Source organism: Eisenbergiella sp. OF01-20 (assembly GCF_003478085.1).
GTDB lineage: Bacteria > Bacillota > Clostridia > Lachnospirales > Lachnospiraceae > Eisenbergiella.
The window spans coordinates 718,572-743,969 of the sequence record NZ_QUES01000001.1; the positions used below are offsets into that span (position 1 = coordinate 718,572).

At 49.3% G+C, this 25,398-nt stretch carries 26 protein-coding genes; 2 read left to right on the forward strand and 24 right to left on the reverse strand.

Annotated elements, in window-relative coordinates:
* Window positions 1-132: 132 nt before the first annotated feature.
* Together DXA36_RS03500 and DXA36_RS03505 are read left to right on the forward strand one after the other, a co-directional pair.
* Window positions 133-594 (forward strand): hypothetical protein, encoded by a 462-nt coding sequence (locus tag DXA36_RS03500; RefSeq protein ID WP_118676263.1) that lies wholly within the window; start codon window positions 133-135, stop codon window positions 592-594.
* A gap of 42 nt (window positions 595-636) precedes the next feature.
* Window positions 637-1,104, forward strand: coding sequence for a DUF4190 domain-containing protein (locus DXA36_RS03505; RefSeq protein WP_118676265.1), 468 nt, complete (start codon window positions 637-639; stop codon window positions 1,102-1,104).
* A gap of 81 nt (window positions 1,105-1,185) precedes the next feature.
* Here the strand turns inward: DXA36_RS03505 and DXA36_RS03510 are convergent, their stop codons facing one another.
* From DXA36_RS03510 to DXA36_RS03625, 24 genes are all read right to left on the reverse strand, one after another.
* The gene (locus DXA36_RS03510; protein WP_118676267.1) at window positions 1,186-1,515 is read right to left on the reverse strand and encodes a hypothetical protein; all 330 of its coding nucleotides are present in this window, start codon (window positions 1,513-1,515) and stop codon (window positions 1,186-1,188) included.
* The gene (gene miaB / locus DXA36_RS03515) at window positions 1,500-2,981 is read right to left on the reverse strand and encodes a tRNA (N6-isopentenyl adenosine(37)-C2)-methylthiotransferase MiaB (RefSeq protein WP_118676269.1); all 1,482 of its coding nucleotides are present in this window, start codon (window positions 2,979-2,981) and stop codon (window positions 1,500-1,502) included. The genes DXA36_RS03510 and miaB overlap by 16 nt, the downstream gene beginning before the upstream one ends.
* A gap of 79 nt (window positions 2,982-3,060) precedes the next feature.
* The gene (pepT, locus tag DXA36_RS03520; protein WP_118676271.1) at window positions 3,061-4,311 is read right to left on the reverse strand and encodes a peptidase T; all 1,251 of its coding nucleotides are present in this window, start codon (window positions 4,309-4,311) and stop codon (window positions 3,061-3,063) included.
* Window positions 4,312-4,382: 71 nt separating this feature from the next.
* A complete protein-coding gene (locus DXA36_RS03525; protein WP_118676273.1) occupies window positions 4,383-5,627 on the reverse strand; it encodes a glutamate-5-semialdehyde dehydrogenase in 1,245 nt (414 codons plus the stop codon).
* Between the two features lie 55 nt (window positions 5,628-5,682).
* Window positions 5,683-6,291, reverse strand: coding sequence for a 5-formyltetrahydrofolate cyclo-ligase (locus DXA36_RS03530; RefSeq protein ID WP_182478904.1), 609 nt, complete (start codon window positions 6,289-6,291; stop codon window positions 5,683-5,685).
* On the reverse strand, window positions 6,281-6,505 hold the full coding sequence (locus tag DXA36_RS03535) for a DUF896 domain-containing protein (RefSeq protein ID WP_330424971.1): 225 nt from the start codon (window positions 6,503-6,505) through the stop codon (window positions 6,281-6,283). The genes DXA36_RS03530 and DXA36_RS03535 overlap by 11 nt, the downstream gene beginning before the upstream one ends.
* A gap of 18 nt (window positions 6,506-6,523) precedes the next feature.
* Complete coding sequence (gene proB, locus DXA36_RS03540; RefSeq protein WP_118676277.1) at window positions 6,524-7,384, reverse strand: glutamate 5-kinase; 861 nt, start codon at window positions 7,382-7,384, stop codon at window positions 6,524-6,526.
* 29 nt (window positions 7,385-7,413) lie between these two features.
* Window positions 7,414-9,033 carry an NAD(P)/FAD-dependent oxidoreductase gene (locus DXA36_RS03545; protein ID WP_118676279.1) on the reverse strand — a complete coding sequence of 540 codons (1,620 nt, stop codon included), beginning with the start codon at window positions 9,031-9,033 and terminating at the stop codon, window positions 7,414-7,416.
* A 46-nt stretch (window positions 9,034-9,079) separates the two neighbouring features.
* A complete protein-coding gene (locus tag DXA36_RS03550; protein WP_118676281.1) occupies window positions 9,080-10,366 on the reverse strand; it encodes an aminoacetone oxidase family FAD-binding enzyme in 1,287 nt (428 codons plus the stop codon).
* A 50-nt stretch (window positions 10,367-10,416) separates the two neighbouring features.
* Window positions 10,417-11,097, reverse strand: a complete 681-nt coding sequence (locus DXA36_RS03555; RefSeq protein WP_118676283.1) for a hypothetical protein — start codon at window positions 11,095-11,097, stop codon at window positions 10,417-10,419.
* 159 nt (window positions 11,098-11,256) lie between these two features.
* Complete coding sequence (locus DXA36_RS03560; protein ID WP_182478905.1) at window positions 11,257-12,912, reverse strand: oligosaccharide flippase family protein; 1,656 nt, start codon at window positions 12,910-12,912, stop codon at window positions 11,257-11,259.
* A 44-nt stretch (window positions 12,913-12,956) separates the two neighbouring features.
* Window positions 12,957-13,466, reverse strand: coding sequence for an rRNA maturation RNase YbeY (gene ybeY, locus DXA36_RS03565; protein ID WP_118676287.1), 510 nt, complete (start codon window positions 13,464-13,466; stop codon window positions 12,957-12,959).
* Window positions 13,463-14,506: a PhoH family protein gene (locus DXA36_RS03570; protein WP_118676289.1), complete on the reverse strand. Its 1,044-nt coding sequence runs from the start codon at window positions 14,504-14,506 to the stop codon at window positions 13,463-13,465. Before DXA36_RS03570 ends, ybeY begins: the two co-directional genes overlap by 4 nt.
* Before the next feature lie 5 nt (window positions 14,507-14,511).
* Window positions 14,512-15,759 (reverse strand): sporulation protein YqfD, encoded by a 1,248-nt coding sequence (locus tag DXA36_RS03575; RefSeq protein WP_118676291.1) that lies wholly within the window; start codon window positions 15,757-15,759, stop codon window positions 14,512-14,514.
* Window positions 15,760-15,828: 69 nt separating this feature from the next.
* A complete protein-coding gene (locus DXA36_RS03580; RefSeq protein WP_118676456.1) occupies window positions 15,829-16,095 on the reverse strand; it encodes a YabP/YqfC family sporulation protein in 267 nt (88 codons plus the stop codon).
* Between the two features lie 67 nt (window positions 16,096-16,162).
* A complete protein-coding gene (locus tag DXA36_RS03585; protein ID WP_118676293.1) occupies window positions 16,163-16,969 on the reverse strand; it encodes an MBL fold metallo-hydrolase in 807 nt (268 codons plus the stop codon).
* Window positions 16,970-16,986: 17 nt separating this feature from the next.
* Entirely contained in the window at window positions 16,987-17,466 is a 480-nt protein-coding gene (gene rlmH, locus DXA36_RS03590) for a 23S rRNA (pseudouridine(1915)-N(3))-methyltransferase RlmH (RefSeq protein ID WP_118676295.1), read from the reverse strand.
* Window positions 17,467-17,537: 71 nt separating this feature from the next.
* Entirely contained in the window at window positions 17,538-18,428 is an 891-nt protein-coding gene (locus DXA36_RS03595; protein WP_118676297.1) for a hypothetical protein, read from the reverse strand.
* A gap of 57 nt (window positions 18,429-18,485) precedes the next feature.
* Window positions 18,486-18,791 (reverse strand): Dabb family protein, encoded by a 306-nt coding sequence (locus DXA36_RS03600; protein ID WP_118676299.1) that lies wholly within the window; start codon window positions 18,789-18,791, stop codon window positions 18,486-18,488.
* A gap of 10 nt (window positions 18,792-18,801) precedes the next feature.
* A complete protein-coding gene (gltA, locus tag DXA36_RS03605; protein ID WP_118676458.1) occupies window positions 18,802-20,187 on the reverse strand; it encodes an NADPH-dependent glutamate synthase in 1,386 nt (461 codons plus the stop codon).
* Between the two features lie 76 nt (window positions 20,188-20,263).
* Complete coding sequence (locus DXA36_RS03610) at window positions 20,264-21,148, reverse strand: sulfide/dihydroorotate dehydrogenase-like FAD/NAD-binding protein (protein ID WP_118676460.1); 885 nt, start codon at window positions 21,146-21,148, stop codon at window positions 20,264-20,266.
* A 47-nt stretch (window positions 21,149-21,195) separates the two neighbouring features.
* Window positions 21,196-22,809, reverse strand: a complete 1,614-nt coding sequence (locus DXA36_RS03615; protein WP_118676301.1) for a chitobiase/beta-hexosaminidase C-terminal domain-containing protein — start codon at window positions 22,807-22,809, stop codon at window positions 21,196-21,198.
* Window positions 22,810-22,824: 15 nt separating this feature from the next.
* Window positions 22,825-23,673, reverse strand: coding sequence for a bifunctional methylenetetrahydrofolate dehydrogenase/methenyltetrahydrofolate cyclohydrolase FolD (folD, locus tag DXA36_RS03620; RefSeq protein WP_118676303.1), 849 nt, complete (start codon window positions 23,671-23,673; stop codon window positions 22,825-22,827).
* Window positions 23,674-23,715: 42 nt separating this feature from the next.
* Entirely contained in the window at window positions 23,716-25,386 is a 1,671-nt protein-coding gene (locus DXA36_RS03625) for a formate--tetrahydrofolate ligase (protein ID WP_118676305.1), read from the reverse strand.
* Between the last annotated feature and the right edge of the window lie 12 nt (window positions 25,387-25,398).

Genomic DNA, 25,398 nt, shown 5'->3' on the forward strand with positions numbered 1-25,398 from the left:
CCTTCCTTAATGACTCCAGATGCAAATTTTTCCCTTCAGCCTGCATTTTTTTCCGTTCGGGTTGCTTATTTCCTTATTATCTTTCATAATTCTATATATCTTATTACGTATGACTGAGGAGGAATTACAAGAATGAAAAAACTATGGACAGTTACCGCAGCGGATGGGATGAACCATACCATTGAATACAAGGGACGCAACCTGCTTGTTGACGGCCAGAAATACCCGCTGAAATCATCCAACTGGTTTATCCAGATGATTGATTATGCCATCAACTTCGGAGAAACACAGTGCCGGCTTGTAGTGCTGGGAAATAAAGTGGATTTAGCTGTCAACGGACGGTATCTGGGAAGCGGCGAGACTTATCAGCCTATCGCAAGCCTGCCCGTATATGTATCCGTTCTTGCAGGTATCAGCTGTGTACTCGGCTTTTTGATGAACAGCTGGCTGGGGCTCTGTCTTGGCGTACTTATTGGTGTTATGTATTTCAACCTTGCACTGAAGAAGAAAAACGGCATTGTGGTTGTCGCCTTCATCATTGCTTCCATCCTTCAGGTTGCTCTGGGAATCGGTGTTGCTTTCCTTCTTGCCTGAGTCTGATAACCATCTGCAGGGAATTAACAGGAGTATGATTTAATGGATAACTATAATTATCAGCCGGATAACAACCAAAACTACCAGAATGGATATCCTCAGGGAGGTCCCTATCCCGGCCAGCAGCAGCCGGGTCCTGCGCCGGGGCAGAACCCAAATCCGGGCTACGGCCAGAATCCGAACTATAATCCCCAGGCCGGTCCTTATCCGGGACAGGGGTACAGCCAGCCTTACCAGGGCTACAGCCAGGGACCGGTAGTTATAAACCAGCTTGAACATAAAAGAGATAATCTGGCCGTTTGTTCTCTCGTATTCGGTATTATGGGCGGCGTTTTCAGCTGGATACTCGTTATCCCTCTCGTATGCTGTATCGCAGGACTGATTATGGGTATTATAAGCCTGGTAAAGACAGGCCAGCATACCGGCCTTGCATTGGGAGGCGTTATTGTCTCCGCAATCAGCCTTGTTATCAGTGTTGTATTTACATTGCTTTATATTGTTCTGTTATAATGAATTAATTTGTCTGGTGCAATGTGGCCGGGAGCATTCGCTCCCGGCCGTTTTTATTCCCGCGGGCCGTTTTCTTTATCTCTAACGCCATGTATTCCAGAAGGGTTTCATAAAGGCATAAACCGCCAGAGGAATTACCGCAGAATTAATGAGGGAAATGATAATATCACTGCCGAACAATGTTACATTTACTGCGAACATAACGATTTCCGACAGGCAGATGATGTAAAAGCCAAACTTACGCCTGTTAAATAACAGAATACTGATGCCCGCAATCTGCATAAGTTCCAGGAGCATGCCGGCCGCGGCGGCGGATGCATTAGCCAGCAGAAAGGTTCTTCCATAAAACAGAAAGGTCATGATATCCATGACTAGGAACACCCAGAGGCAGATTTTCAGGCCTTTTGACATTCGCCCTCACCTCCTGCTCTTTCGCCCAGGAAATAAAAGCCTTTGTATTCCTTCAGATAAACCGGTACAAGATTACCGATCAGGGAAACGTCCCCGGGAAAATGAACCAGTGTATTATTGGAGAGCCTGCCCGTGACCAGACTGGAATCCTGTTCATTCTGTTCTTCCACAAGAGCCTCCAGGGTCAGTCCGGAGAGCTGTCTGACCCGTTCCCTCGCCGTTTCCTGTACCGTCTTTAATACCTTGTCAAATCCAGCTTTTATCACTTCCTCCGAAACCTGGTTTTCCATGGCTGCGGCCGGTGTCCCGGTCCTCTTGGAATAAATAAAGGTAAAAGCATTGTCAAAACGCACTTTTTTAATAACATCTATCGTTTCTTCCACATCCTCCGGGGTTTCACCGGGAAAACCAACGATGATATCCGTTGTCAGCGCGATATCCGGCATGGCCCGGCGGATTTTATCCACCAGCTCCAGGTACTGTTCTTTGGTATACCTGCGGTTCATCGCCTGAAGGATTCTTGTGGAGCCTGACTGCAGCGGCAGATGAAGGTGCCTGCAGATCTTGGTGGATGCCGCCATCACCCGGATCAGTTCATCGGATAAATCCTTAGGATGGGAAGTCATAAAACGAATCCGTTTCAGGCCGTCTATTTTTTCCACTTCCTCAAGAAGGCGGGCAAAACTCATGGGTTCCTCCAGATTTTTACCATAGGAATTAACATTCTGTCCAAGCAGCATGATTTCCACCACACCGTCCGCCACCAGATTTTCGATTTCCTTTATAATATCTTTAGGGCTCCGGCTTCTCTCACGTCCCCGTACATAAGGTACAATACAATAGCTGCAGAAATTGTTGCACCCAAACATAATATTGATGCCGGATTTAAAGGAATATTTTCTTTCAACCGGCAGATCCTCTACAATTCTATCCGTTTTCTGCCAGATATCCACAATCATTCCCTGCTGCTCCCATACCGAAGCAAGAAGCTCAGCAAATTTGTAAATGTTATGCGTTCCGAAAATCAAGTCCACAAACCGGTAGCTTTTCTTGATTTTCTCTATCGTACCCGGTTCCTGCATCATGCAGCCGCACAGAGCGATCTTCATATGGGGATTTTTCTTTTTCAGGCTGTTTAAATGCCCGAGCCTGCCGTATACTCTCTGGTCTGCGTTATCGCGTACCGTACAGGTATTATAAATATCAAAATCCGCTTCTTCCTTGTCTGTAAGCAGGTAACCGGCCTGCTCCAGAATACCGGAAAGCTTTTCCGAATCCCTGGCATTCATCTGGCAGCCGAAAGTGGTTACGCAGGCGGTAAGCTTCCTGCCAAGCCTTTTTTCCTCTTCCGCCACATAAATACGGCATATTTTCAGAAAATAATATTGTCTGGCCGGCTCCTCAAGAGGCGGCTGGGAGGAAAGATCAATGCTTTCCAGTATATAGTCCAAATCTTTGTTATTCATCCTTTGTTCCTTACTTGATTTTCCGATTCCACTACGTTTTCTTCCGTCTGTGCAGTAAATGCGCAGATCTGTCTGAACTTCAGCCAATACCGTTCTCTGTATACAGAGCGATAATATTCAGCACGATTTCCACACATTTTTCCATAGATTCTATACAAACATATTCATATCTGCCATGATAGTTCATACCGCCGGTACACAGATTCGGACAGGGAAGTCCCATGAAGGAGAGCCTGGCACCGTCCGTCCCGCCGCGGATAGGGGAAATAAGAGGGGTTACCCCGGCTTTTTCCATCGCTTTCACCGCGGTATCGATTAAATGGGCATTTTCAGGGTAGATCTTTTCTTTCATATTATAATAGCTGTCCTGCATTTCCAGGGTAAATACTTCTTTTCCGTATTTCTTATTCAGGAACTCTGCGGCTTCCCTGAAATAGGTTTTCTTCTTTTCGAACAGTTCCCTGGAATGATCGCGGATAATATAATCCACCTGAGCGCTTTCCACGCTCCCTGTTATTCTGTCCGGGTGATAAAAGCCCTCATACATTTCCGTAGAAGCAGGGTTCTCAAAAACAGGAAGAAGGGACTGGAATTCCTGGGCCAGCAGGATGGCGTTGCGCATCTTATTTTTGGCGCTTCCCGGATGCACACTATAGCCATGGACATGAAGCCTGGCTCCTGCAGCATTGAAATTCTCATATTCCAGTTCTCCCAGGGCACCTCCGTCCACGGTATAAGCGAAATCCGCCTGAAAGCCTTCCACGTCAAAGTGATCCACACCGCAGCCCACTTCCTCATCCGGGGTAAAGGCAATACGAATCGTGCCATGCTCTATTTCCGGATGGGCCAGCAGGGTCTGTGCCATTGTCATAATTTCCGCCACACCGGCTTTGTCATCCGCACCCAGAAGTGTGGTTCCGTCCGTTACGATCAGGCTTTTCCCCACATAATCCGAAAGCTCGGGATTTTCTTCTGCCGGCAGTACAATCTGCTGCTCTTCATTCAGGACAATATCCCCGCCTTCGTAATTTTCCACAATACGCGGTTTCACATTTTTACCGCTTACGGCAGGCGAGGTATCCATATGGGCGATAAATCCCAGAACAGGCACCTTTTTGCCGTCCTCCTTCCGGTTGGAAGGAAGGGTGGCATACACATAGCCATAGGTTTCATCCATCCTTACATCGGCAGCACCCATCTCCTTCAGTTCACGCGTCAGCAGACGCGCCAGATCCTTTTGCTTTTCCGTACTGGGAAAGGTGGTGCTGTCTTCATCCGACTGGGTATCTATTTTCACATATCTTAAGAATTTATCTACAACTGCACTCATTTTCATCTCCTGTGTAACGGTTCAGGTATTAAACCGTTACTCTCCTTTTCCTTTTTCTGTTTCCGCAGCCGTCAGGGACGGATTTGGCCGTTCCCGCGGATCGCATATTTATAGGTGGTCAGCTCCTTCAGACCCATCGGGCCTCTTGCATGAAGCTTCTGGGTACTGATCCCGATTTCCGCACCGAAGCCGAATTCAAAGCCATCGGTAAAGCGGGTGGATGCATTCACATAGACACAGGCGGAGTCCACTTCATTCAAAAACCGTTCTGCATTTTCGCCGTTCTCCGTAATGATGGAGTCGGAATGCCCGGTATTATAATGATTGATATGGGCGATTGCCTCATCCAGGGTATCTGCTGTTTTCACGGAAAGGATATAGTCCAGGTATTCCTTCCCATAATCCTCCGGTGCTGCGGGAACCGCTCCGGGAACGCAGAGTAACGTCCTTTCATCCCCGCGTATTTCCACCTTTTTCTGCTGCAGAGCCTCTGCAAGGGCAGGGAGGATTTTCTCTCTCATTTTTTCATGGATTATCAGGGATTCACAGGCATTACATACCCCGATACGCTGGGTTTTGGCATTTATGATAATGGGGATCGCTTTTTCCGGATCCGCATATTCATCCACATAAATATGGCAGTTCCCGGTACCGGTTTCTATGACCGGTACCGTACTGTTTTCCACAACGGCACGGATAAGGCCGGCGCCACCTCTGGGAATCAGCACATCCACATAATTGTTCAGCTTCATAAAGCGGGAAGTGGTTTCCCTGTCCGTATCCGTAATCAACTGAATGGCATCCACACAGGCGCCGCTGAGGGAAAGGGATTTGCGTATGCTTTCCGTTATGGCCGTATTGGAAGAAATGGCATCGCTCCCTCCTTTTAAAATACAGGCATTTCCAGCCTTAAAGCAAAGGCCGAAGGCATCTGCCGTAACATTGGGGCGGGACTCATAGATGATGCCGATAACCCCCAGCGGGACGCGGCGTTTTTCAATTTCCAGACCATTGGGGCGGGTCACATGCCCCAACACTTCTCCCAGAGGATCGGGCAGTCCGCAAATCTGAAGCAATCCTTCCGCCATTGCCTCCACCCTTTCTTCCGTCAGCTTCAGCCGATCCACCATTCCCGGATGCATGCCTGCATGGACCGCCCGTTCCACATCCTGCCCGTTGGCATCCAGTATGGGCTGCCTATCACGGATCAGACCCTCTGCAACTGCCCTCAGGGAGGCGTTCTTTTCTGCCGTATCCATTTTCTGTACTTCATATTTCGCAGCAACCGCCGCTTTTCCCATATCTGTCAGATTCATACCTCTCCCTCTCCTTTACCTAAGGAACTGTCGCAAATGAATTCGCAGCAGTTCCTTAGCATCCTTCTATCCAGCCGGCTTCCGTTAAAATGCGGTCCGGACGCACATCGCTTTCTTCCTCCGGCACTTCCGGCAATAACTGGCAGCAATAACAGACGGCAATTTTTATTCCGGTACCAGTGCGTTTAAGAAAACGATCATAATAACCGCCTCCGTACCCCAGCCTGCGTCTCTCCCGATCGAAAGCGGTCCCTGGCACAAGGATCAGATCTCTGCACTCTGCCGAAGCTTCACCGGCCGCTTCTCTTTCCTCGTATTTTCTGCCCTCCGTTATGAGAGGCTCCGGAATGCCGTGGAATCCTTCCTTCAGCTCTTCTCTGTGAAGCACCCGGTAAAATACCATTGTCTTGCATGTCCCGTCAGGCTGGTTTCCTATCTTGGGACAAAAAACCTGTTTTCCGTCCTTCCAGGCTCTTTCCATCACCCTATAGGTGGATACCTCATCCAGATAGGAGGCATAAACCAGGATACGGCCTGCCTGCCGGTAAGCATCATCGGAAAAAAGCTGTTCTGCAATACGCCGGTCCGCCGCATCCCTTTCCGCAAAAGAAAGGGCGGCCCGTCTGCGGAGCGCCTCTTTACGGCATTCCTGTTTAGTCTGCATGTTTTTCCCCCAGATTCGTGACGGATCCGTCTTCATTTTCGATGGAGATAGACTTCAGCTGGGAACGCAGGTTGGCCTTTATGCTGTTAATATATTCCTTACGAAGTCCGGCCTGTTCTTCCTTTTCCGCCCTGCTGAGGCCTTCAGCCTGGGATTTATGATACAGTTCATTGATTCTTTTTATCTTTTCATCCATATTTAAAGGTTCTGCCATAGCGATTCCCTCTCGTTTTTACTTGTTCAGTCTGCTTACAAAGCCGGGGAGGTCAAAATCTTCATCCCTGTGGGCCACAAAAAGGGTTCCGTAATTTCTGCCGTCCATCAGCCTATGTATAATCCGGATATCCCTGCTGTTGGCAATCAACATATCCGCCCCTGCTTTGGTGGCTATCTTGGCCGCCGTCAGTTTGGTATTCATACCTCCGGTACCTACGCTGCTGCCGGTACTTCCTTTTCCCATATCCATATAAGCATCGGTAAGCTCCTCCACGATCTCCACAAACTTTGCCCCGGGATTCTTCCGGGGATCATCGGTATACAGACCGTCAATATCGGAAAGCAGGATAAGCAGATCGGCTCCAATCAGCGCAGCAACAATCGCAGAAAGTGTATCGTTATCCATTTCCAGCTCATAGGTTGCTACGGTATCATTTTCATTGACAACAGGGATCACTCCCATCTGCAGCAGCTGGGAGAAGGTATTGTGGGCATTGTAACGGTTCAGGTTATCCACAATCGTATTTTTGGTCATAAGGATCTGGGCCGTCACCTGGTTGTACTCGGAAAAAATACGCTGGTAAGTCATCATCAGCCGGGACTGGCCGATGGCGGCACAGGCCTGCTTCATGGCTATCCGGTTATGATCGTTGATATCCTCTTCTTTCAGGTTCATCGCTTTTTTCCCCTGGGCAATGGCACCTGAAGTGACAAGGACCACTTCTTTTCCCTGGTTTCTCAGATTACATAATTCTCTGACAAGCACCTCCAGCTTGATATAGTCCAGTTCTCCGGTTTCCGGGTGCTGGAGAGAGGAAGAACCTATTTTTACAACAATCCTTTTTTTATCCTTTAGTTTTTCACGATACTGAACCACTTGCTTTTCCTCCGTATGCTTTTATCTTATTAAATTTTAAAGCGTTTCGCAATAGCTTCCGCAACTTTCATACCGTCTATGGCGGCGGAAGTGATCCCTCCCGCATAACCGGCGCCTTCTCCGCAGGGATACAGTCCTGTAACCTGCGACTGGAAATCCTCCTGCCGGTGAATGCGTACAGGCGATGATGTCCGGCTCTCCACGCCGGAGAGACATACGGCATCATCGGCAAAACCGGGAATCATTCTGTCAAAAGCTTCCATCCCTTCGATAAAGGCTTTCCTTATAGTTTCCGGAAACAGGGACCGCAGATCGGCAAAGGTATACTGCCCTTTTATACAGGGCAGGAAATCGGAAGGAACCCTCTGTATTTTGCTTCCTTCCGGTTTTCCGGCAAATTCCCCGTACCGCTGTACCGGGATCCGTCCTTCGCCAAGCCCCCAGGCCTTTTCTTCCAGTCCGCGTTGAAAAGCGATACCCGCCAGCGGTCCCCGGTAATCCCCGGAATAAGTTTCAAAATCTTCCGGCGTAACCGCAACAATAATGGCGCTGTTGGCGTTCCTTCCGTCCCGCCTGCTGTAGCTCATGCCGTTAACAGCCAGTCTTCCTTCCTCGCTGCTGGCATTGACCACGTATCCGCCCGGGCACATGCAGAAAGAATATACTCCTCTGTCCTCCCCGGTACGGGCTGTCAGCTTATAAGAAGCGGGAGGAAGGAATTCCGGCCATTCACTCGCATATTGGGAGTAATTGATCAGTGACTGGGGATGTTCCACACGCAGGCCCACGGCAAAGGCTTTTGCCTCCATGGGGATGTTCTTTTGTTCCAGCATTTCAAACGTATCTCTGGCGCTGTGCCCGACAGCAAGCACCACGGTTTCGGAAAGGAATTCCCGGCCCCCGGTGCATGTTACCCCGGTCACTCTGCGGCTGTCAACCAGCAGCTGTTCCACACGGGCATTAAAATGGACCTCACCGCCCCAGGCCAGGATCTGCTCCCGCATGTTCTTTACCACTTCCGAAAGAATATCCGTTCCGATATGGGGTTTGTTTTCATAAAGGATGCAGGAAGGCGCCCCGTGCTCCACGAGTATGCGCAGGACCTCACCGCCCCTTCCCTCTTTATCCTTAATCAGGGTATTCAGCTTGCCGTCAGAAAAAGTCCCGGCGCCGCCTTCTCCGAACTGGACATTGGAATCCGGCAGACACGGCCCGCCGGCCCAGAAGGTTTCCACATCCTTTCTTCTCGACTGGACGTCCTTTCCCCGTTCCAGGAGGATAGGACGGTATCCGGCCTTTGCGAGCATATATCCGCAGAACAAGCCGGCAGGTCCCATACCTATGATAAGCGGCCGGTGGATCCCTTTTTCCATTCCCGGTTCAGGAAACCGATAAGGGGCAGGTGTAACCCGGGATACGCTGGTATCGCGGCACCTGCGGATTACCTTTTCTTCGCTTCCGCTTTTCAATGTCACATCCACCACATAGGAAAACCATATTTCAGGTTTTTTCCTGGCATCTATGGACTGTTTTACCACATGGCAGGAAGCTATCTGTTCCGGCGTAAGCCGCAGCACTTTGGCCGCCTTCTCTTCCAATGCTTCCGCCGCATGCCCCGGTTTTAATTTCATCTGTTGTATTCTGATCATTTTCCTTATTCCTCTCGGTGCCTGTTGCTTGCGGCAGGGTGTCCGGCTACAGGGAAAGCCCTGCCGCCCGGCCTGCCAGATAGCCGCTGGTCCAGGCCCACTGCAGATTATAGCCTCCGCACCGCCCGTCCACATCCAGCAGCTCTCCTGCAAGGTATAAGTCCTGACAGCAGCGGGATCGCAGCTGTGAGTCCACCTCCGTCAGCGGAACTCCTCCGGCGCAAACCTGGGCGTTGGCAAACGGATTGGATGCCGTCACGGTCACTTCGAAACGCCGGAGCATGGCAAACACTTTTTTCACGGAGACAAGAGTTCCGGAGGATACCAGATCCTCCCCATGAAGTCCATTCAGTTTCCACACGGTCTGAATAATTTTTTTGTTAACCAGGCCATTAAAAAGGACCTCCATGCTTCTGCCATGGCAGGCTCTTATTTTTTTCTCAATAAGGGAATTCCATATCTCTTCCTTTCCGCAGAAACCGGGCAGAAAGTCAAGGAAAGCCTTCACCCTGCATCCTTCAGCCAGGGCTGCCGATGCGAAACGGCTCAGCTGGAATACAGGGATTCCGGATATGCCGTAATCCGTCAGCTGGAGTTCTCCCTGCTCGCTGTATTCTTTTCCGGTAGCATGGCTCCCTTTTTTTCCTTCCACGATCAGACGGATACCGGCATCACAGCGGACACCGGCAAGACCCTTCCAGAAGCTGCCTGCACAGCGCAGCTGTACCAGCGCCGGAAGGGGCCGGATCAGGGAATGCCCAAAACTTCTTGCCAGTTCATAACCCCCCATATCCTCCGTTTTTTCACCTGCCGTGCTGCCGCAGGCCAGTATAAGACGCCTGAATATATAGCTCTCTCCCCGTGCCTGTATATAAAAACCGGTATTACGGCCTTCCCTGCGGTATTCGGCATGTTCCACCCTGCATTCGGTAATTGTCCGGATATTCCTTTCCTCCAGAGCAAAACGCAGGGTGTCAAGTACGGTGGCCGCCTGTCCGGAAAGCGGATAGACATACCCATTTTTATCCGTTACAAGCATACCAAGCCTTTCGAACTGCCGGAGCGTATCCTCTACGCCGAACCGGGCAAAGAAAGCAGAAAGCAGCTCCGGGTTCCTGCTCCGGTAATAGCAGCCGGGATTTTCCACGGAAAAAGACAGGTTGGTTAAATTACATTTCCCATTCCCTGTCGCAAGAAGTTTTTTCCCCACTCTATCCTTTTTTTCCAGAAGTACGATCCCGCCCGGCCGGCCTTTCACACTGTCCGCCGCCGCTATTGCTGCCATCAGCCCGGAGGCGCCGCCTCCTATAATACCAATTTCTTTTTTCTGCATGGATGCCGATTCCTGTCCTCAAATGTTACCAAAGTATTTTCATTATAATACTAACTGGAATAAGACTCAAGGAAATTATACAGTTCGGCTTCACTTCCCACATATTTAAACTGGAGGATTTCCCTTGCCAATTTATCGGAAAGGCTTTGTATGGGTATTCCTGTGGACATATATTTTGTTCTTTTATCCACCTCATAAACCACTACATAGTTATTTTCCACCGCAAGATAAAACTCCGTACATTTCTTTTTGCTCTCATAATTTTTCTGAATGACTACCTCCTGTGCGGAAAATTTCTGTACATCCAAAGAAAGGAAACCCTTGTTCAAATCATTCAGTGACGGCGAGGACGCATAGCTGGTCATCGCCGACAGGAATTCCTCTCTGTCCATGCCGATATACTGCTCCGGTACCGGGCTTTCCTCTTCTTCTCTGCTGGAATCGGTCAAATCCAGGCTTTTTATAACAAAGCGTGTATCACAGGTGATCACGGCTCCGCCTGTCCCCAGAGCCTGCATACTTTCCTGGATGTCCGTCGCAGCCCCGGAAACGGAAGTCCCGCCGGAACCGTCATCATCCCCGGAAGCAACATCCTGTGTAATGGGCTGCTCTTGTCTGGAATTCTGGCTGGGATAAAAGAAATCATGTAATTTAACAGATGCCAGAAAGCCTACAGCAAGCATCAGAATAGGATAAATAACAAATATGCTGATTTTTTTCCACAAACGCATAAGAACCTCCTGCTCTTAGGAACTGTCCCTTTTGTATGAAGTATCCGCATATTTTTGATTATTTATACAAAAAACAGCCGCTATTAAGCGACTGTCCTCCGAATTTTCTTTTCCAGCCGGGTATCCTGCGGTCTGCTGCAGGGTATCTGCCCCTCCGGCTTACATCAGCCGGAGCGCTCTTCCAAGAACGATGACAATCTCCCCGCCGGGAATTTCCTTTAATTCCCTTTCCGAGATTCCGTGAAGAGCCAATATCAGAATGACATAGATCAGTGTTCCCGCAAGGAAGCAAATCCATGCCATAGCGCTGCTGGCAAGTTTTTCAGCCAGCAGCCTGTTAATCAGGAAAATCACCACACCTGCCACGCCGGATGCAATGACGGGAATCCCTATCATCCGCCCCCAGTCAATGCGCAGTGACAGCCTCCTCTGAATGGAAACGAGGTTGAGTACAAACAGAAGTGCATACAGTATAATGACCGCGATCAAAACACCGGTAATATCCATCTTGAACTGGCCGATGAGCACGTACACCGCAATCACATGGACAAAAAAGGAAACTGCGGAATTAATCAATACGTTCCTTTCCCGTTCCAGTCCCTGAAGCACACCGGACAGCGCCATCGATAACGCCTGAAGCACTATGGTAATGCTTCCTATCCGTAAAAGCTTTGCTGCCAGATCCATTTCCCCCACTTTAAACAGCGCGGGGATTAAGGTATCCGCCATCACGGTAAAGAAAACAGCGGCTGGCAGGGCCAGAAGGACGGACAGGCGGATCAGCATCTGTGATTTTTCCTTCAGCCTTCCGATATTCATACTGGCGTTGGACACGGAAATGGCCGGCACAAGGGAGGCACATACAGCCGTCACCACGACTGCCGGCATATTAGCCAGTATTCTGTACTTTCCGGAGTAGACGCCCCATTGTACAATCGTATCCCGCCCCGACGGACTCAGCTTCAGGAACATGATCTGATCCACGATTACGCTTCCCTGTGTCACAAGGGCTATCAGTATCACCGGCAGTGTGGAAAGCATCAGGATCCGCACAATACGGCGGTAGCTTTCCGTACCTTTCCCCATATCCTTCCGCTCTTTTTTCCGGAAGCTGCTCTGGAACATGGCAAAAACCACCAGCAGGAAAAGAAGGGGGACGGCGCTCCCTGCCACGAGGCCGAGTATCCCCCCCGCAGCGCCGAAAGCCTGTTCATAATTGCTGTTTTGCAGCAGCGCCCCTACCTTCCCGCCATAATCTCCCATAGAACCTGCCGCAAGCAGCATTACCGCAAGACACAGCACTTCTTCCAGAAACCGTGATAAAGAGGTGGGGACCATGGTGCCCATCCCCTGGAAAAAGCCGCGGTACATACCCAGGACAGATGCGAGCAGAAGGTTGACGGAAAGGAGCTTCATAGCGATAGCGCTCAGCGGCTCCCCGTAAAGGCTGCCTGCCAGGAAATCGGACAGGAACAGCATAAGCAGGGTACACAGCAAGCCGCTTCCAAGGGTCAGGCCTATAGACGCATTCCATACCCGGCGGGTATTCCGGAACTGCCCTTTCACACATCTGGCTGAAGTCATTTTTGCTGCCACAGCCGGTGCGGCATAGCCGCAGAATAAAAAGAAAAATGTATAAGTATCAAAAGCCATACTGAAATAAGCATTTCCGTTATCCCCTATAATATTAGTAAGGGGAATTCTTTTCACCATGGAAAGCAGGCCCGCAAGGGCTCCGCACAATGCAAAGATCGCGCCATTCCCCCCGATACCTTCCTGTTTTCTCCTTTTTCTTTTTTTCTTATGGTTATCCATAGCCACTCTCATTCGTATTGTAATCCCATCTTCAAGTCTGTATGTCAGTCACTGATATCTCTGGTAATTCCCAGCCTGTCCAGGACCAGGTTCTGTTTTGCTTCCATTATGGCCGCTTCCTCCGGCTCCATATGATCATAGCCGCAGAGGTGGAGCATGCTGTGGGCAATCAAAAACGCATATTCCCTGCGGATACTATGGCCGTAACTCCCGGCCTGCTCTAAAATCCGGTCACAGGACAGGATGATGTCTCCCAGAATCAATTCCCCGCTGTCCGGCTGAAAGCAGTCCGCCTGTGCCTCCTCCGCGGGTGAGAAATCGGAAGGTTCCGTAAAAGGGACATTGGGGAAAGACAAGACGTCCGTTTCCCTGTCTATGCTCCGGTATTCCCGGTTGTATAACCGAATCCCCTCATTATCCGTTATCAGGATATTTATTTCGGTTTCATAGGGGCAATTTTCCTCATCCAGAACCTCTCCGGCGACCAGGGAGGCTGTTTCCATGGGATCAAAGGAAAAGGTATAGTCTGTTTCGTTTTCTACAAATATGGTCATCTTCCGAATCGTCCTTTCCCCTTTTTGCCATAGGCGTTGTCCCGGTTATCCCGCTGCTGCGGTCTTGTCCGTTCCCTGGAAAGTTCTTTGTTCTCATAAGCTTCATAGGCTTTTACGATTTTCTGTACCAGCGGATGCCTTACCACATCCCTGCTCGTCAGGGTACAGAAGGCGATATCATCGATTCTCTGCAGAACCTTTGCCGCCACATCCAGACCTGAATTCACGCCGGGCATCAAATCCTTCTGGGAGGCATCTCCGGTAATGATTACTTTGGAGCCGAAGCCAATCCTCGTCAGAAACATCTTCATCTGTGCCGGGGTAGTATTCTGCGCCTCATCAAGTATGATATAGGCATTATCCAGGGTACGTCCCCGCATATAGGCAAGAGGGGCCACTTCTATCAGCCCCTTTTCCATGTTTTTCACAAAGCTTTCCGCCCCCATTATCTGGTACAGGGCATCATACAACGGGCGCAGATAGGGATCCACCTTACTCTGCAGATCGCCCGGAAGGAAACCCAGCTTTTCTCCCGCTTCAATAGCCGGCCTGGTGAGGATAATCCTTTCCACCTCATTATTTTTGAAAGCAGTGATAGCCATTGCCATGGCAAGATAGGTCTTGCCGGTCCCGGCAGGCCCCATACCGAATACAATCATATGGTTCCGGATGGCATCCACATACTGCTTCTGTCCCAGAGTTTTGGGTTTAATGGGTTTTCCGCTTACCGTATGGCAAATCAGATCCCCGTCTATTTCCAAAAGTGCTTCATTATTGCTTTCCATACTCATCTCAATTGCATAATCCACATTCTGTTCCTGAATCTGGTTTCCCCTTTTCGATAGTTCCAGAAGCTGTTTCAGTATGGCTTCCGTCTGTTCCACATGCCTTCGCATACCGGTTATCCGGACACCGCCGTCCCTGTTAACGATGGTTACGGACAGATATTTCTCCAGCTTCTTCACGTATTTATCATATTCACCGAACACATTCAGGATATGCGCGGCATCCATTTCTATTATCTTTTCAAATTGATCCATATTGTTTACTGGCTGCTCCCGGCTTCTGTCTCATTCTCAGCAGCAGGCTGTTCGGCTTCTATCCGCTGTGCTTTTCCGTCATTTCCCTGCACAGTCATATATCCATCCAGAACCAACATATTGCCCGCTGTTTCTATTTTAACATCTTTTTCTATTATTTGTACCCCTTTTTCTTCTAAACTTACTATATTTTTTGAAAGCTTCTCATTCAGCATGGATTCTGCCTTATTTTCCTGGTATACGGCTTCCACCGGAAGATATTCCCTATGTACCACATAGCCATAATAAAACGGAAGGTATATCTGATTCAGAATACAAAGCTGCCGGGTATCCAGAATGGTATCATAATTCAGGAATTTGCAGTCGCCCAGCTTCAGGACATATCTTTTATGGCCTAATGAGAAGAAAACATCCTTCTTCTCCCGGTTGGTATAATTTTTGTATTCATACATGAGAGGCTGCTCTTCATGCACAGGGATCTCATATACCAGGGAAACGTCCGCGTCCGCATGACAGAACTGATATTCCTTCACTGTCCCGTCGTCCGCCATGACAGGGACTGCGCCGGAAACCAGCACATCCCCCTTCGTAACAGGTGTTCCCTCCGTAACCATAGGCACTCCCTGCCGTGTCAATATGGAAACCACGACGCCGTCCTGGGTAGCGATGAGATTGCTTCCCGGCCAGCTCTCCTTTTCCTCCGCCGTTTCTTCCTGTACCAAATCATTTTCTTTTATTTTAACAATAAAGTGGGTGCCCTCTATTCTGGCGGAGGTCCATGTGACAATATCAAAATTTTCACGCAGGCTGGCTTCCAGCGCCTCTATGTCGATTTTGTTTTTTGCCACCCCGTAATCCACGCCTTTTTCCGCAAGGAAATCCATAAGGACATCGTCTGTAATGGACACATTCCCTTCAAAATCAATAGCCCATACAAACTGGGACATGGCGATGAGAAAAGCCAGGCAGCAGGGAAGTCCCAGCGCAAAAATCTTACGCCTTCTCATTTTCCGTATGAAAAAGGGCAGACCGTATCGTTCCAGAACGGCTGCCCTTGTTCCGGTTTTTCTCACAATCGGCCGCAGCTTGTAGAAATCGGACAGGCTGATATACATGGTATAGCAATCCTCCTGTCTGGCAATATCCCATAAAAGGATATGGTGATTGCTGCACAGGTTCATAAACCGCTCAGGAGAATATCCCCATACTTTTATCTTCAAATATCCCTGCAGATACCGGAAAAATTCCCTCATGATTATTATCCTCCTAGTTTTGCGGAGCAAAATGCGAGTCTCTGCGAGCAGAGGATTTTCCTCCTTATTTTAAAGATACCGGATACACTGTATATTCCCGATTATCTTCATGTCCTCGTTGGTATAATAATCAATGGCAAGCCCGCATCCGCAGATGGAGATCTGTCCGGTCTTGGCCTGCAGGATTATGGATTCCCTCGTATATTCAATAATCCCTTTGTAATTTTCCACCCACAGCTCATGGTTTCCGGTCATGGTCAGGATGGAGGCGCCCAAAAGCATATCCTTCGGCAGCTTCAGGGAATCCACAAGCTGTTCTTTCGGGCTTTTTTCCATTATTTTTTTCTTTTTGGAAACACTGGATTTTCTACTCATATTGCATTATATGAGTGTTTTCTCCTCTTCATAACCGGATTCTTTCCAGGTCAAGCGGCACGTAAACCGTACCGCGGAAAGAAAGGGCGGCTTCCCGGCTGTAACTTTCCTTCCTTTTTTCCAGGCAGGTATCCTCCGTATGGTACAGCACCAGATTGGACACATGAAGCTCCTCCGCCAGCCTTCCCGCATCCAGGGCCGTGCTGTGATGCTTTTCATAAGGATGGAATATCTCCTTATCTCTGTCCAGACAGAAGGCTTCACTCAACAGCCAGTCGCTGCCCTCCACATAAGGCCTGGTTATCTCTTTGTAGGGTTCATCCCCCAGGCAGGAAAGTACCATCCCATCCTCAAAGCAGGCACGGAAGCCAAATTGTTTAGTCTTTGTGGAATGGATATCGAAAAAGGTAAGCACCATTCCTGCCGCTTTCTTTTCCCCGCCGTCTTTTACTTTCTTAATCAGGATCCGGTCTCCCAGAAAACAGGTGAACTTCCTGACCAGGGTAAGCCTGCAAAGCTGCATAATCGTATCTGCCAGCTCTTCATGACAGTATATCTTAAAATTACCTTCATAGCTGCCGGCGCGCATCATAGCCGCCACCTTCCGGATTACCCAAACAACGCCAAGCACATGATCCGTATGGGCATGGGTGACAAACATATAACGGATTTTATCCACCGGTATCCCGGCTTCCTCCAGCCTGCCCAGAATGCCGTTCCCGCCGCCTGCGTCCACCAGAAGATATTCTTCCCCGTTCTGAACCGCGAAACAGGTGTTGTAGCACTTCGTCACCATTGCATTTCCTGTGCCAAGCATTATCAAATTGCGCTCCATCTTGTGTGCTCCTTATCTCATTTATGATAAGGCTCCCCGGAATTAATCCGGCAGCCTCTGTAAATCTGTTCCAGCAGGATAACCCGCATCAGTTGGTGAGGGAAAGTCATATCGGAAAAGCTGAGCTTTTCATCCGCCTTCTGCAGCAGAGAAGGATGAAGCCCAAGAGAGCCGCCTATCAGGAACTGGATATGGCTGATCCCCCTCACTCCCAATTCCCCGATGCGGGAAGCAAATTGTTCCGAATCCATCTTTTTCCCTTCAATGGCCAATGCTATCAAATAACTGTCCGCTTTCAGATGGCGTTCGATACGTTCTCCTTCTTTGCGGAGAATTTGTTCCTTACAGACATCGCTTGGCCGGTCCGGTGTTTTTTCATCTTCCACTTCCCGTATTTCCAGCCTGCAGTACCTGGACAGCCTTTTTGCATATTCCGCAATCGCTTCCCTGTAGAATTTTTCCTTGATCTTACCCACACATATTATTGATATTTTCATATAATTTCATTTCCAAATACATTTATACAGCCTCTGAATCGTATTCAGAGGCTGTACATGATCCTTTTCCTTTATACATCCTTATCTTCACCGAAGATATCCGGATAGATTTCGTCAACAAAATTCTCCAGATAACCGGCCTCCAGATTCAGGAAATTATTGGCTATCATGCCTCGGATTTGTTCCGTCCGTTTAAAATAACGGGCTTCTTCCGCTTCCGGAAGATCGGGGATGGCAGAATCCACTCCCTGAGCCGTAATATTTTCATCACACCATCTTCGGAGTTCTTCCTTCAGAGCGGATTCTTCCTTTGCCTTCCCTTCGAACTTCCTTGATGATTTCAGGGAAAGGATCCCCATAACGATAAATAACAGGAAAAGCGCTCCCATTACCCCGCCGGTAAGATAACGCATGGTACCGGTAAAACGAATAGGCAGGATTTCCGCATAAATGCATATTAGAAGTATCATCCCCGCGATTCCTGCCACAAGAAGGGTATACGCCCCCGAACGGAAATTTTCCGCCTTCTGGGAAGCCGCTTCATAAACAGGGCCTGACGTGCTCTCTTTTTCCTGTTCTTCTTCCTCCCTATCCGAAAAGACTTCCGCCCCGGTTCCGTCCTCCTCTTCAGACGGGTAAGGCTCCTCCTGCGCGGACGATTCCTTCTGTGCTTTCAGGTTCTTCTCCTTTTGGAATACCTGAAGATAACGGGAAGCCCTGACTTTCTCCCCCGGAGCTATGAACAATTCATATAGATCCTCCGTTTCGTCAAAGCGTAATTCCCCGCTTTTTAATCCATTACAGGATAAGAAGGCAAGCAATTCCTCCATCTCCTCCCCGCTTCCGAAAATCAGGCCCTCTTTTTCCAGCTCTTCCAAAGAGTCTGTCAGTTCACAGCCGCAGTCCGCACAGATCCTCACGCCTTCCACATATTCATTCTTGCACTTGGGACACCAGGGCATAACGTTACCTCCTTGTCTCTTTCCTTTTACCGGTGTAACGGTTCCATACCTTTCCGGTTACTGCCGGCTTTCATAATCAAAGCAGGCTCTGTCACAGGTCATTTCCTTTACATAGGCACCAGCTTTTATATGATCCGGATGAACCTGGTAGGCATTCAGCGCCTCCACTGTTTCAAAACAGGAAATCAGGGCGATGTCTTTGTTACTGGAAGCCAGTCCATTAACGGAAACTTCCAGGCTAATTACTCCCTCTGCTTTTTCCTTAACAGCCTCCAGGCTTTCTTTGATTATCCTGCCCGCTTCCGCCTTCTGCTCGTCGGTCAGTTCCGCCTTGAAATTCCACATTACAATATGGTTAACCATAATCAGCTCCTTATTTGGATAAATATTCGTCGATTCCTTTCGCACCGGCTTTGCCTGCCCCCATTGCCAGGATCACTGTGGCGGCTCCGGTTACGGCGTCACCGCCGGCATAAACACCTTCTTTGGAGGTTTTGCCGAATTCTTCATCGGCTACGATACATTTCCACTTATTGGTCTCCAGCCCCTTGGTGGTGGAGGAAATAAGTGGATTAGGGGAGGTTCCCAGTGACATGATAACGGTATCACACTCAATGACATATTCGGAATCCGGGATTTCCACAGGACGTCTTCTTCCGGAAGCATCAGGCTCGCCAAGCTCCATCTTCACGCACTTCATTCCGCATACCCAATTGTTGTCATCTTCCAGGATCTCCACAGGGTTGGTAAGAAGGTCAAAAATAATTCCTTCCTCTTTGGCATGGTGTACTTCCTCCACACGGGCAGGAAGTTCTTCTTCGCTTCTTCTGTATACGATATGTACCTCAGCACCCAGGCGGAGTGCTGTCCTGGCAGCGTCCATAGCCACGTTGCCGCCGCCTACAACAGCAACCTTTCTGCCGTGCATGATAGGTGTTTCGGAATCCTCGCGGAAGGCCTTCATCAGATTGCTTCTTGTCAGATATTCGTTGGCAGAAAATACGCCGTTGGCATTTTCTCCGGGAATACCCATGAACTTCGGCAGTCCTGCGCCGGATCCAATAAATACTGCGGAAAAGCCTTCTTCGGTAAGAAGTTCATCAATCGTAACGGATTTGCCAACAATTACATTGGTTTCGATAGTAACACCCAGGGATTTTACATTCTCGATTTCCTTCTGCACCACATTTTCTTTGGGCAGACGGAATTCAGGGATACCATATACGAGAACGCCGCCCGGCTCGTGAAGCGCTTCAAAAATGGTAACCTCATATCCCATCTTTGCGAGATCGCCTGCGCAGGTAAGCCCTGCAGGGCCGGAGCCGATAACGGCAACCTTTTTCCCTTTTTTCTCCTTGGCCCCTTCCGGCTTACGATTGTTTTGAGCAGCCCAGTCCGCCACAAAACGCTCCAGCTTGCCGATGGAGACAGGCTCCCCTTTAATACCTCTGATACATTTTCCTTCACACTGGCTTTCCTGAGGACATACACGGCCGCATACCGCAGGAAGCGCAGAGGCTTCGCTGATCACCTGATAAGCCGCTTCAATGTCCCCTTCTTTTACTTTTTCAATAAATCCGGGAATGTTGATGGAAACCGGGCAGCCCTTGATACACTGGGCATTCTTGCAGTTAATACATCTGACGGCTTCTTCCATGGCCTCTTCTTTATTATATCCCAGACACACCTCTTCAAAGTTGGTTGCCCGTACCTTTGCATCCTGTTCCCTCACAGGCACTTTATTTAATACGTCCATAATTATCCTCCCTATTGTCAATCATCGGTAACTGTTCCGTAGCTTGAGTTACAATCGTCTTTCCCTTGCCCTTCCTGTGTCAGCCTGCGCAGTTACCGCAGCCGCCATGGTGCGTTGCCCCTTCTTTGGCCTTCAGGAAAGCCCTGCCCTCTTCTGTCTTATAGATCTGCTGACGTTTCATTGCTTCGTCGAAGTTCACTTTATGGCCGTCAAATTCAGGACCGTCCACACAGGCAAATTTCACTTCGCCGCCTACGGTCACACGGCAGGCGCCGCACATACCGGTTCCGTCCACCATAATGGGATTCAGGCTGACAACAGTGGGGATATTCAGGGATTCCGTCATTTTACAGGTAAATTTCATCATGATCATCGGTCCGATAGCAATGCAGACATCATAGGTCTTGCCTTCTTTTTGCACCAGATCCTGGATTGTCTGGGTTACCATTCCGCTTCTGCCGTAAGACCCGTCATCCGTGGTCACATATAGATTCCCCGCCACAGCCTTCATTTCCTCTTCCAGAATAAGCAGATCCTTTGTTTTTGCCCCAACAATAACATCTGCTGCTATACCATGCTCATGAAGCCATTTTACCTGAGGATATACGGGAGCCGTGCCGACGCCGCCTGCCACAAAGAGGATTTTCTTCCCGGACAGGGTTTCCATATCCTCTTCCACCAGTTCGGAAGGACGTCCCAAAGGACCCACCACATCGTGGAACGCATCTCCTGCCTTCAGGGAAGACATTTCAAGGGTGCCTGCTCCAACGATTTGGAACACAATGGTAATCGTTCCGGCCGCTCTGTCATAATCACAAATCGTAAGCGGTATCCGTTCGCTTTCCGCATCCTTCCTTACGATAACAAACTGTCCCGGTTCACAGGATTTTGCAACCCTCTTCGCTTCCACTACCATCAGAAAAATGTTCGTGGTCAGTTCTTTTGCCTGTAAAATCTGATACATTTTTTCCCTCCATCTGCATATGTTTTTCATTTATGCCTTTAAAATAGTTACTCCTCCGGATTGTTGGTTCCGGAATTTATATCTTGCAGCTTCAGTGTGCCCCAGGGGCCGGGATCCGTTCCCTGTCCCTCACTGCCTTCTGAATCCGGCAGCGCTTTCGAAGCATCTGCACGGGAGGCCTGGACACCTGATGCCGAAGTTTCTTTAACAGCCTGTACTGCTTTATAGCATTGTCCATCCATGATGCTTACCACATAGTCCGTGCCGGTGCCGGCACGGTTACCCGCATCATCTTCATAATATTCCCGGTAAAGGTAATAATCCACATCATCCACGGTTACCGCATATTTATAGCCGTATACATTGTGTCCCGTCCCTGTCTTAACGCTCCCGCCCATATTCTGGATAATCCCCGCATTCACGAGTTCAAACAGCAGCTTGTTCCGGGCCGCCTCAATGCTGAGCGACGCATGCAGGTTCAGCGAATACTTTACCCTGGTTTCCTCACCTGCCGCACCTGCTTCGCTGTAACAGATAAAGCGGAACGTATTTACTCCCACAGGCATGGAAAACGGGCCTGTATACTGTATGCTGTCCGCCGTCGGCAGCGTTCCGTCCGTGGTATAGTAAACGGTATAATCCTCCTGGGTTTCCACCGTTATAAGGGCAGGCCGGGTATATTCCCCCTCCTCCGGCGTAACCACCGGTGCCTCCGGTACTGTAACATCCACATAAAAATGCTCCTGCGCCTCTTCGCTCTCCACGCCATAGGCATTTATGAATACCGCGCGGATATCATATTTACCGGATTCCAGAAAAACGGGTGAGGAATATACCAGACTCTTTTCATCCGGTTCACTTCCGTCCATGGTATAGTAAATCGTTCCTTTGGTATTGGCAAGCATTTTCAGGGATAGCGTTTCGTTATAAACACCGCCCTTCAGGGAAAATTCCGGCGGTTTGGCAACATAGGCCGGATACTGGCTGACAATCTGTTCATTTCCGCAGGAAAGAAGCAGTTCATTAATGTAATCATAATCTTTTTGTTTCTCATATATGGATATCAGCCTTTTATAGGCCGCTTCATTGGAATTATCCATTTCGATAATGGTATAGCACAGGCTGATGGTGCCTTCTTCATCCCCTGCCGCGTAGGAACAGCCGGCCAGCCTTACAAGATAGTCCACATTATATGGATCAAGCTCCACAGCCCGTCTGGCGTAAGTACATGCCTTTACATATTCCTTTTTATTTATGTATTCCAGTGATTTGTTATACTGATAATCCGCACTGAAATGCCTGATACCCGCCACAGCGGCCCCTGCTGTTCCGAATACCAGCAGCAGCAGGATGATTATCGTAACGATTTTCCGGTGTATGGATAATGACAGAAAACGCATCTTCATACTCCGGCCTTTCTTTTTCAGGAAAGGCTCTGCCCCGGAATCCTCCGTGGAAATGCGTTCTTCCCCGGAATCCGCTGTTCCCGCCGCATAATCCTCCGCAGAGAATGTTTCCCCGGAAAAATTTTCAGTGGAAAAAGCTTCCATGTCCATATCCATTTCCGGTTCGAAATCCTGTACAATACGGATCTCTTCCCCGCAATGTTCACAAAACAGCATTCCTTCCTTAAGTTCATTTCCACATTTGGGACATTTCATATAATACCCTTCCTGTTACTTTCCCTGCAGCTTTACAGACTCCAGACAATTGTGCATCAGCATGGCAATTGTCATCGGGCCGACGCCGCCGGGTACCGGGGTGATGGCTCCCGCAACCCGGGATACATCATCAAAATCCACATCCCCGCAAAGTTTATTATTTTCATCTCTGTCCATACCCACATCAATTACTGCCGCTCCGGGTTTCACGTACTCCCCGGTTATCATTTTCGCCTTTCCCACAGCGACAATGAGAATATCAGCCCTCTTTGCCACCGCTTTTAAATCCTGTGTCCGGGAATGCGCTATTGTGACGGTTCCGTTTTCACGCAAGAGCAGGATTGCCATAGGCTTTCCTACGATATTGCTGCGGCCGATAACCACGCACTCCTTTCCGGCAATCTCAATATCCGAACGCTTCAGAAGCTCAATGATACCGGCCGGCGTGCAGGATACAAAACCGGGCTGCCCGATACACAGCGCCCCCACGCTCTGGGGATGAAAACCATCCACATCCTTCAGGGGTGAAATGGTACGGATTACCGCATCCTCATCCATATGGGCGGGAAGGGGAAGCTGTACGAGAATACCGTTTACATCCTCTCTGCCGTTTAATTCCCCCACCAGGGAAAGAAGCTCCTCCTGTGTGGTCTCTTCCGGCAGCTCATATGCGAGGGAACGGATGCCTGTATATTCACAGGCTTTCTTTTTGTTATTCACATATACGGTGGATGCCTGGTTATTTCCAACCTGTATCACTGCCAAGGTAACAGTGATTCCTTTTGCCTGCAATTCCTCCACCTGCTGCTTTACTTCATCCTTTATTGCTTTGGAAACAGCCTTACCATCTATAATTTTTGCCATAAACAAACGCCTCCTGCCTGTTAATCTCTTTCCGGTCTTATCTCAGAAAAGCCCGGTAATGCGCCCTTCCTCATTCACATCAATGGTAAATGCCGCAGGCGTTTTGGGAAGGCCGGGCATTGTCATCACCGCACCGGTAAGCACAACGACAAAACCGGCTCCGGCGGATACATAAGCTTCTCTCACGCTTATCTCAAAACCTTCCGGTCTGCCCAGCAAATCCGGATTATCGGATAGGGAATACTGGGTTTTTGCCATACACACAGGCAGACTGCCGAAGCCCAGCTCCGTCAGCTTCTTAAGCTGCTTTTCCGCCGCCGGGGTATAAACCACGCCGCCGGCCCCGTATATTTCCCGGGATACCGTGTTTATCTTGTCCTTCAGGCTCCGCTCATCCTCATACAATACATGGAAATGGCTCTCTTTCTTTTCCAGGGTTTCCAGAACCTTTTCCGCCAAAGCGATTCCGCCCTCCCCGCCTTTTTCCCAAACCTGGGAAATGGCGAACTCACAGCTGCGGTCCTCGCAGAACCTCTTAACATAAGCAATTTCTTTTTCCGTATCGGAGATAAAAGAATTTAAAGTCACTACGACGGGCACATCATATTTCTGGAGATTCTCAATATGCTTTTCCAGATTGACAATACCCCGTTCCAGCGCCTCCAGGTTTTCCGTACCCAGATCCGCCTTCGGTACGCCGCCGTTATATTTCAGCGCCCGGACCGTAGCGACAAGAACCACCGCGTCCGGTTTCAGGCCGGACATCCGGCATTTGATATCAAAAAATTTCTCGGCTCCCAGATCCGCTCCGAAGCCGGCCTCCGTGATTACATAATCCGCCATCTTCAAAGCCGCTTTGGTGGCTCTTACCGAATTGCACCCGTGCGCAATATTGGCAAACGGGCCTCCGTGTACGATGGCAGGGGTATGCTCCAGCGTCTGGATAAGGTTCGGTTTCAGGGCATCCTTCAGCAGGGCCGCCATGGAACCCACCGCACGGATATCTCCTGCCGTAACCGGCCTGCCGTCAAAGGTATAGGCAACCACCATACGGGAAAGCCGCTCCTTTAAGTCCTCCATATCCTCAGCCAGGCATAAAACTGCCATGATTTCCGTAGCCACAGTAATTACAAAATGATCTTCTCTCACGGTTCCGTCCATTTTGCTGCCCATACCGACAACAACATTCCGCAGGACCCTGTCGTTCATATCCAGACATCTTTTCCAGACCACCTGTCTGGTGTCAATCCCCAGCTCGTTCCCTTGTTGAATATGATTATCAAGAAGCGCGGCGCATAAATTGTTCGCCGAAGTGATCGCATGGAAATCCCCGGTAAAATGAAGGTTCAAATCTTCCATCGGCACCACCTGGGCATAACCGCCTCCCGCCGCCCCGCCTTTGATTCCGAAGCATGGCCCCAAAGACGGCTCACGAAGCGCAATAACCGCTTTTTTTCCCAGTCTGCCGAACGCCTCTCCCAGACCGACACTGGTAGTTGTCTTTCCTTCCCCTGCAGGAGTGGGATTAATTGCTGTTACCAGTACCAGCTTCCCGTCCGGGTTTTCACGGATGCTGCTGATATACTCATCGGAAATCTTGGCTTTATACTTTCCGTAAAGCTCCAGATCCTCTTCCTTTATCCCCAGCTTTTCCGCCACCCGTACAATAGGCTCCATAACCGCTTCCTGTGCAATTTCAATATCCGTCTTCATTTGTTTCCTCCT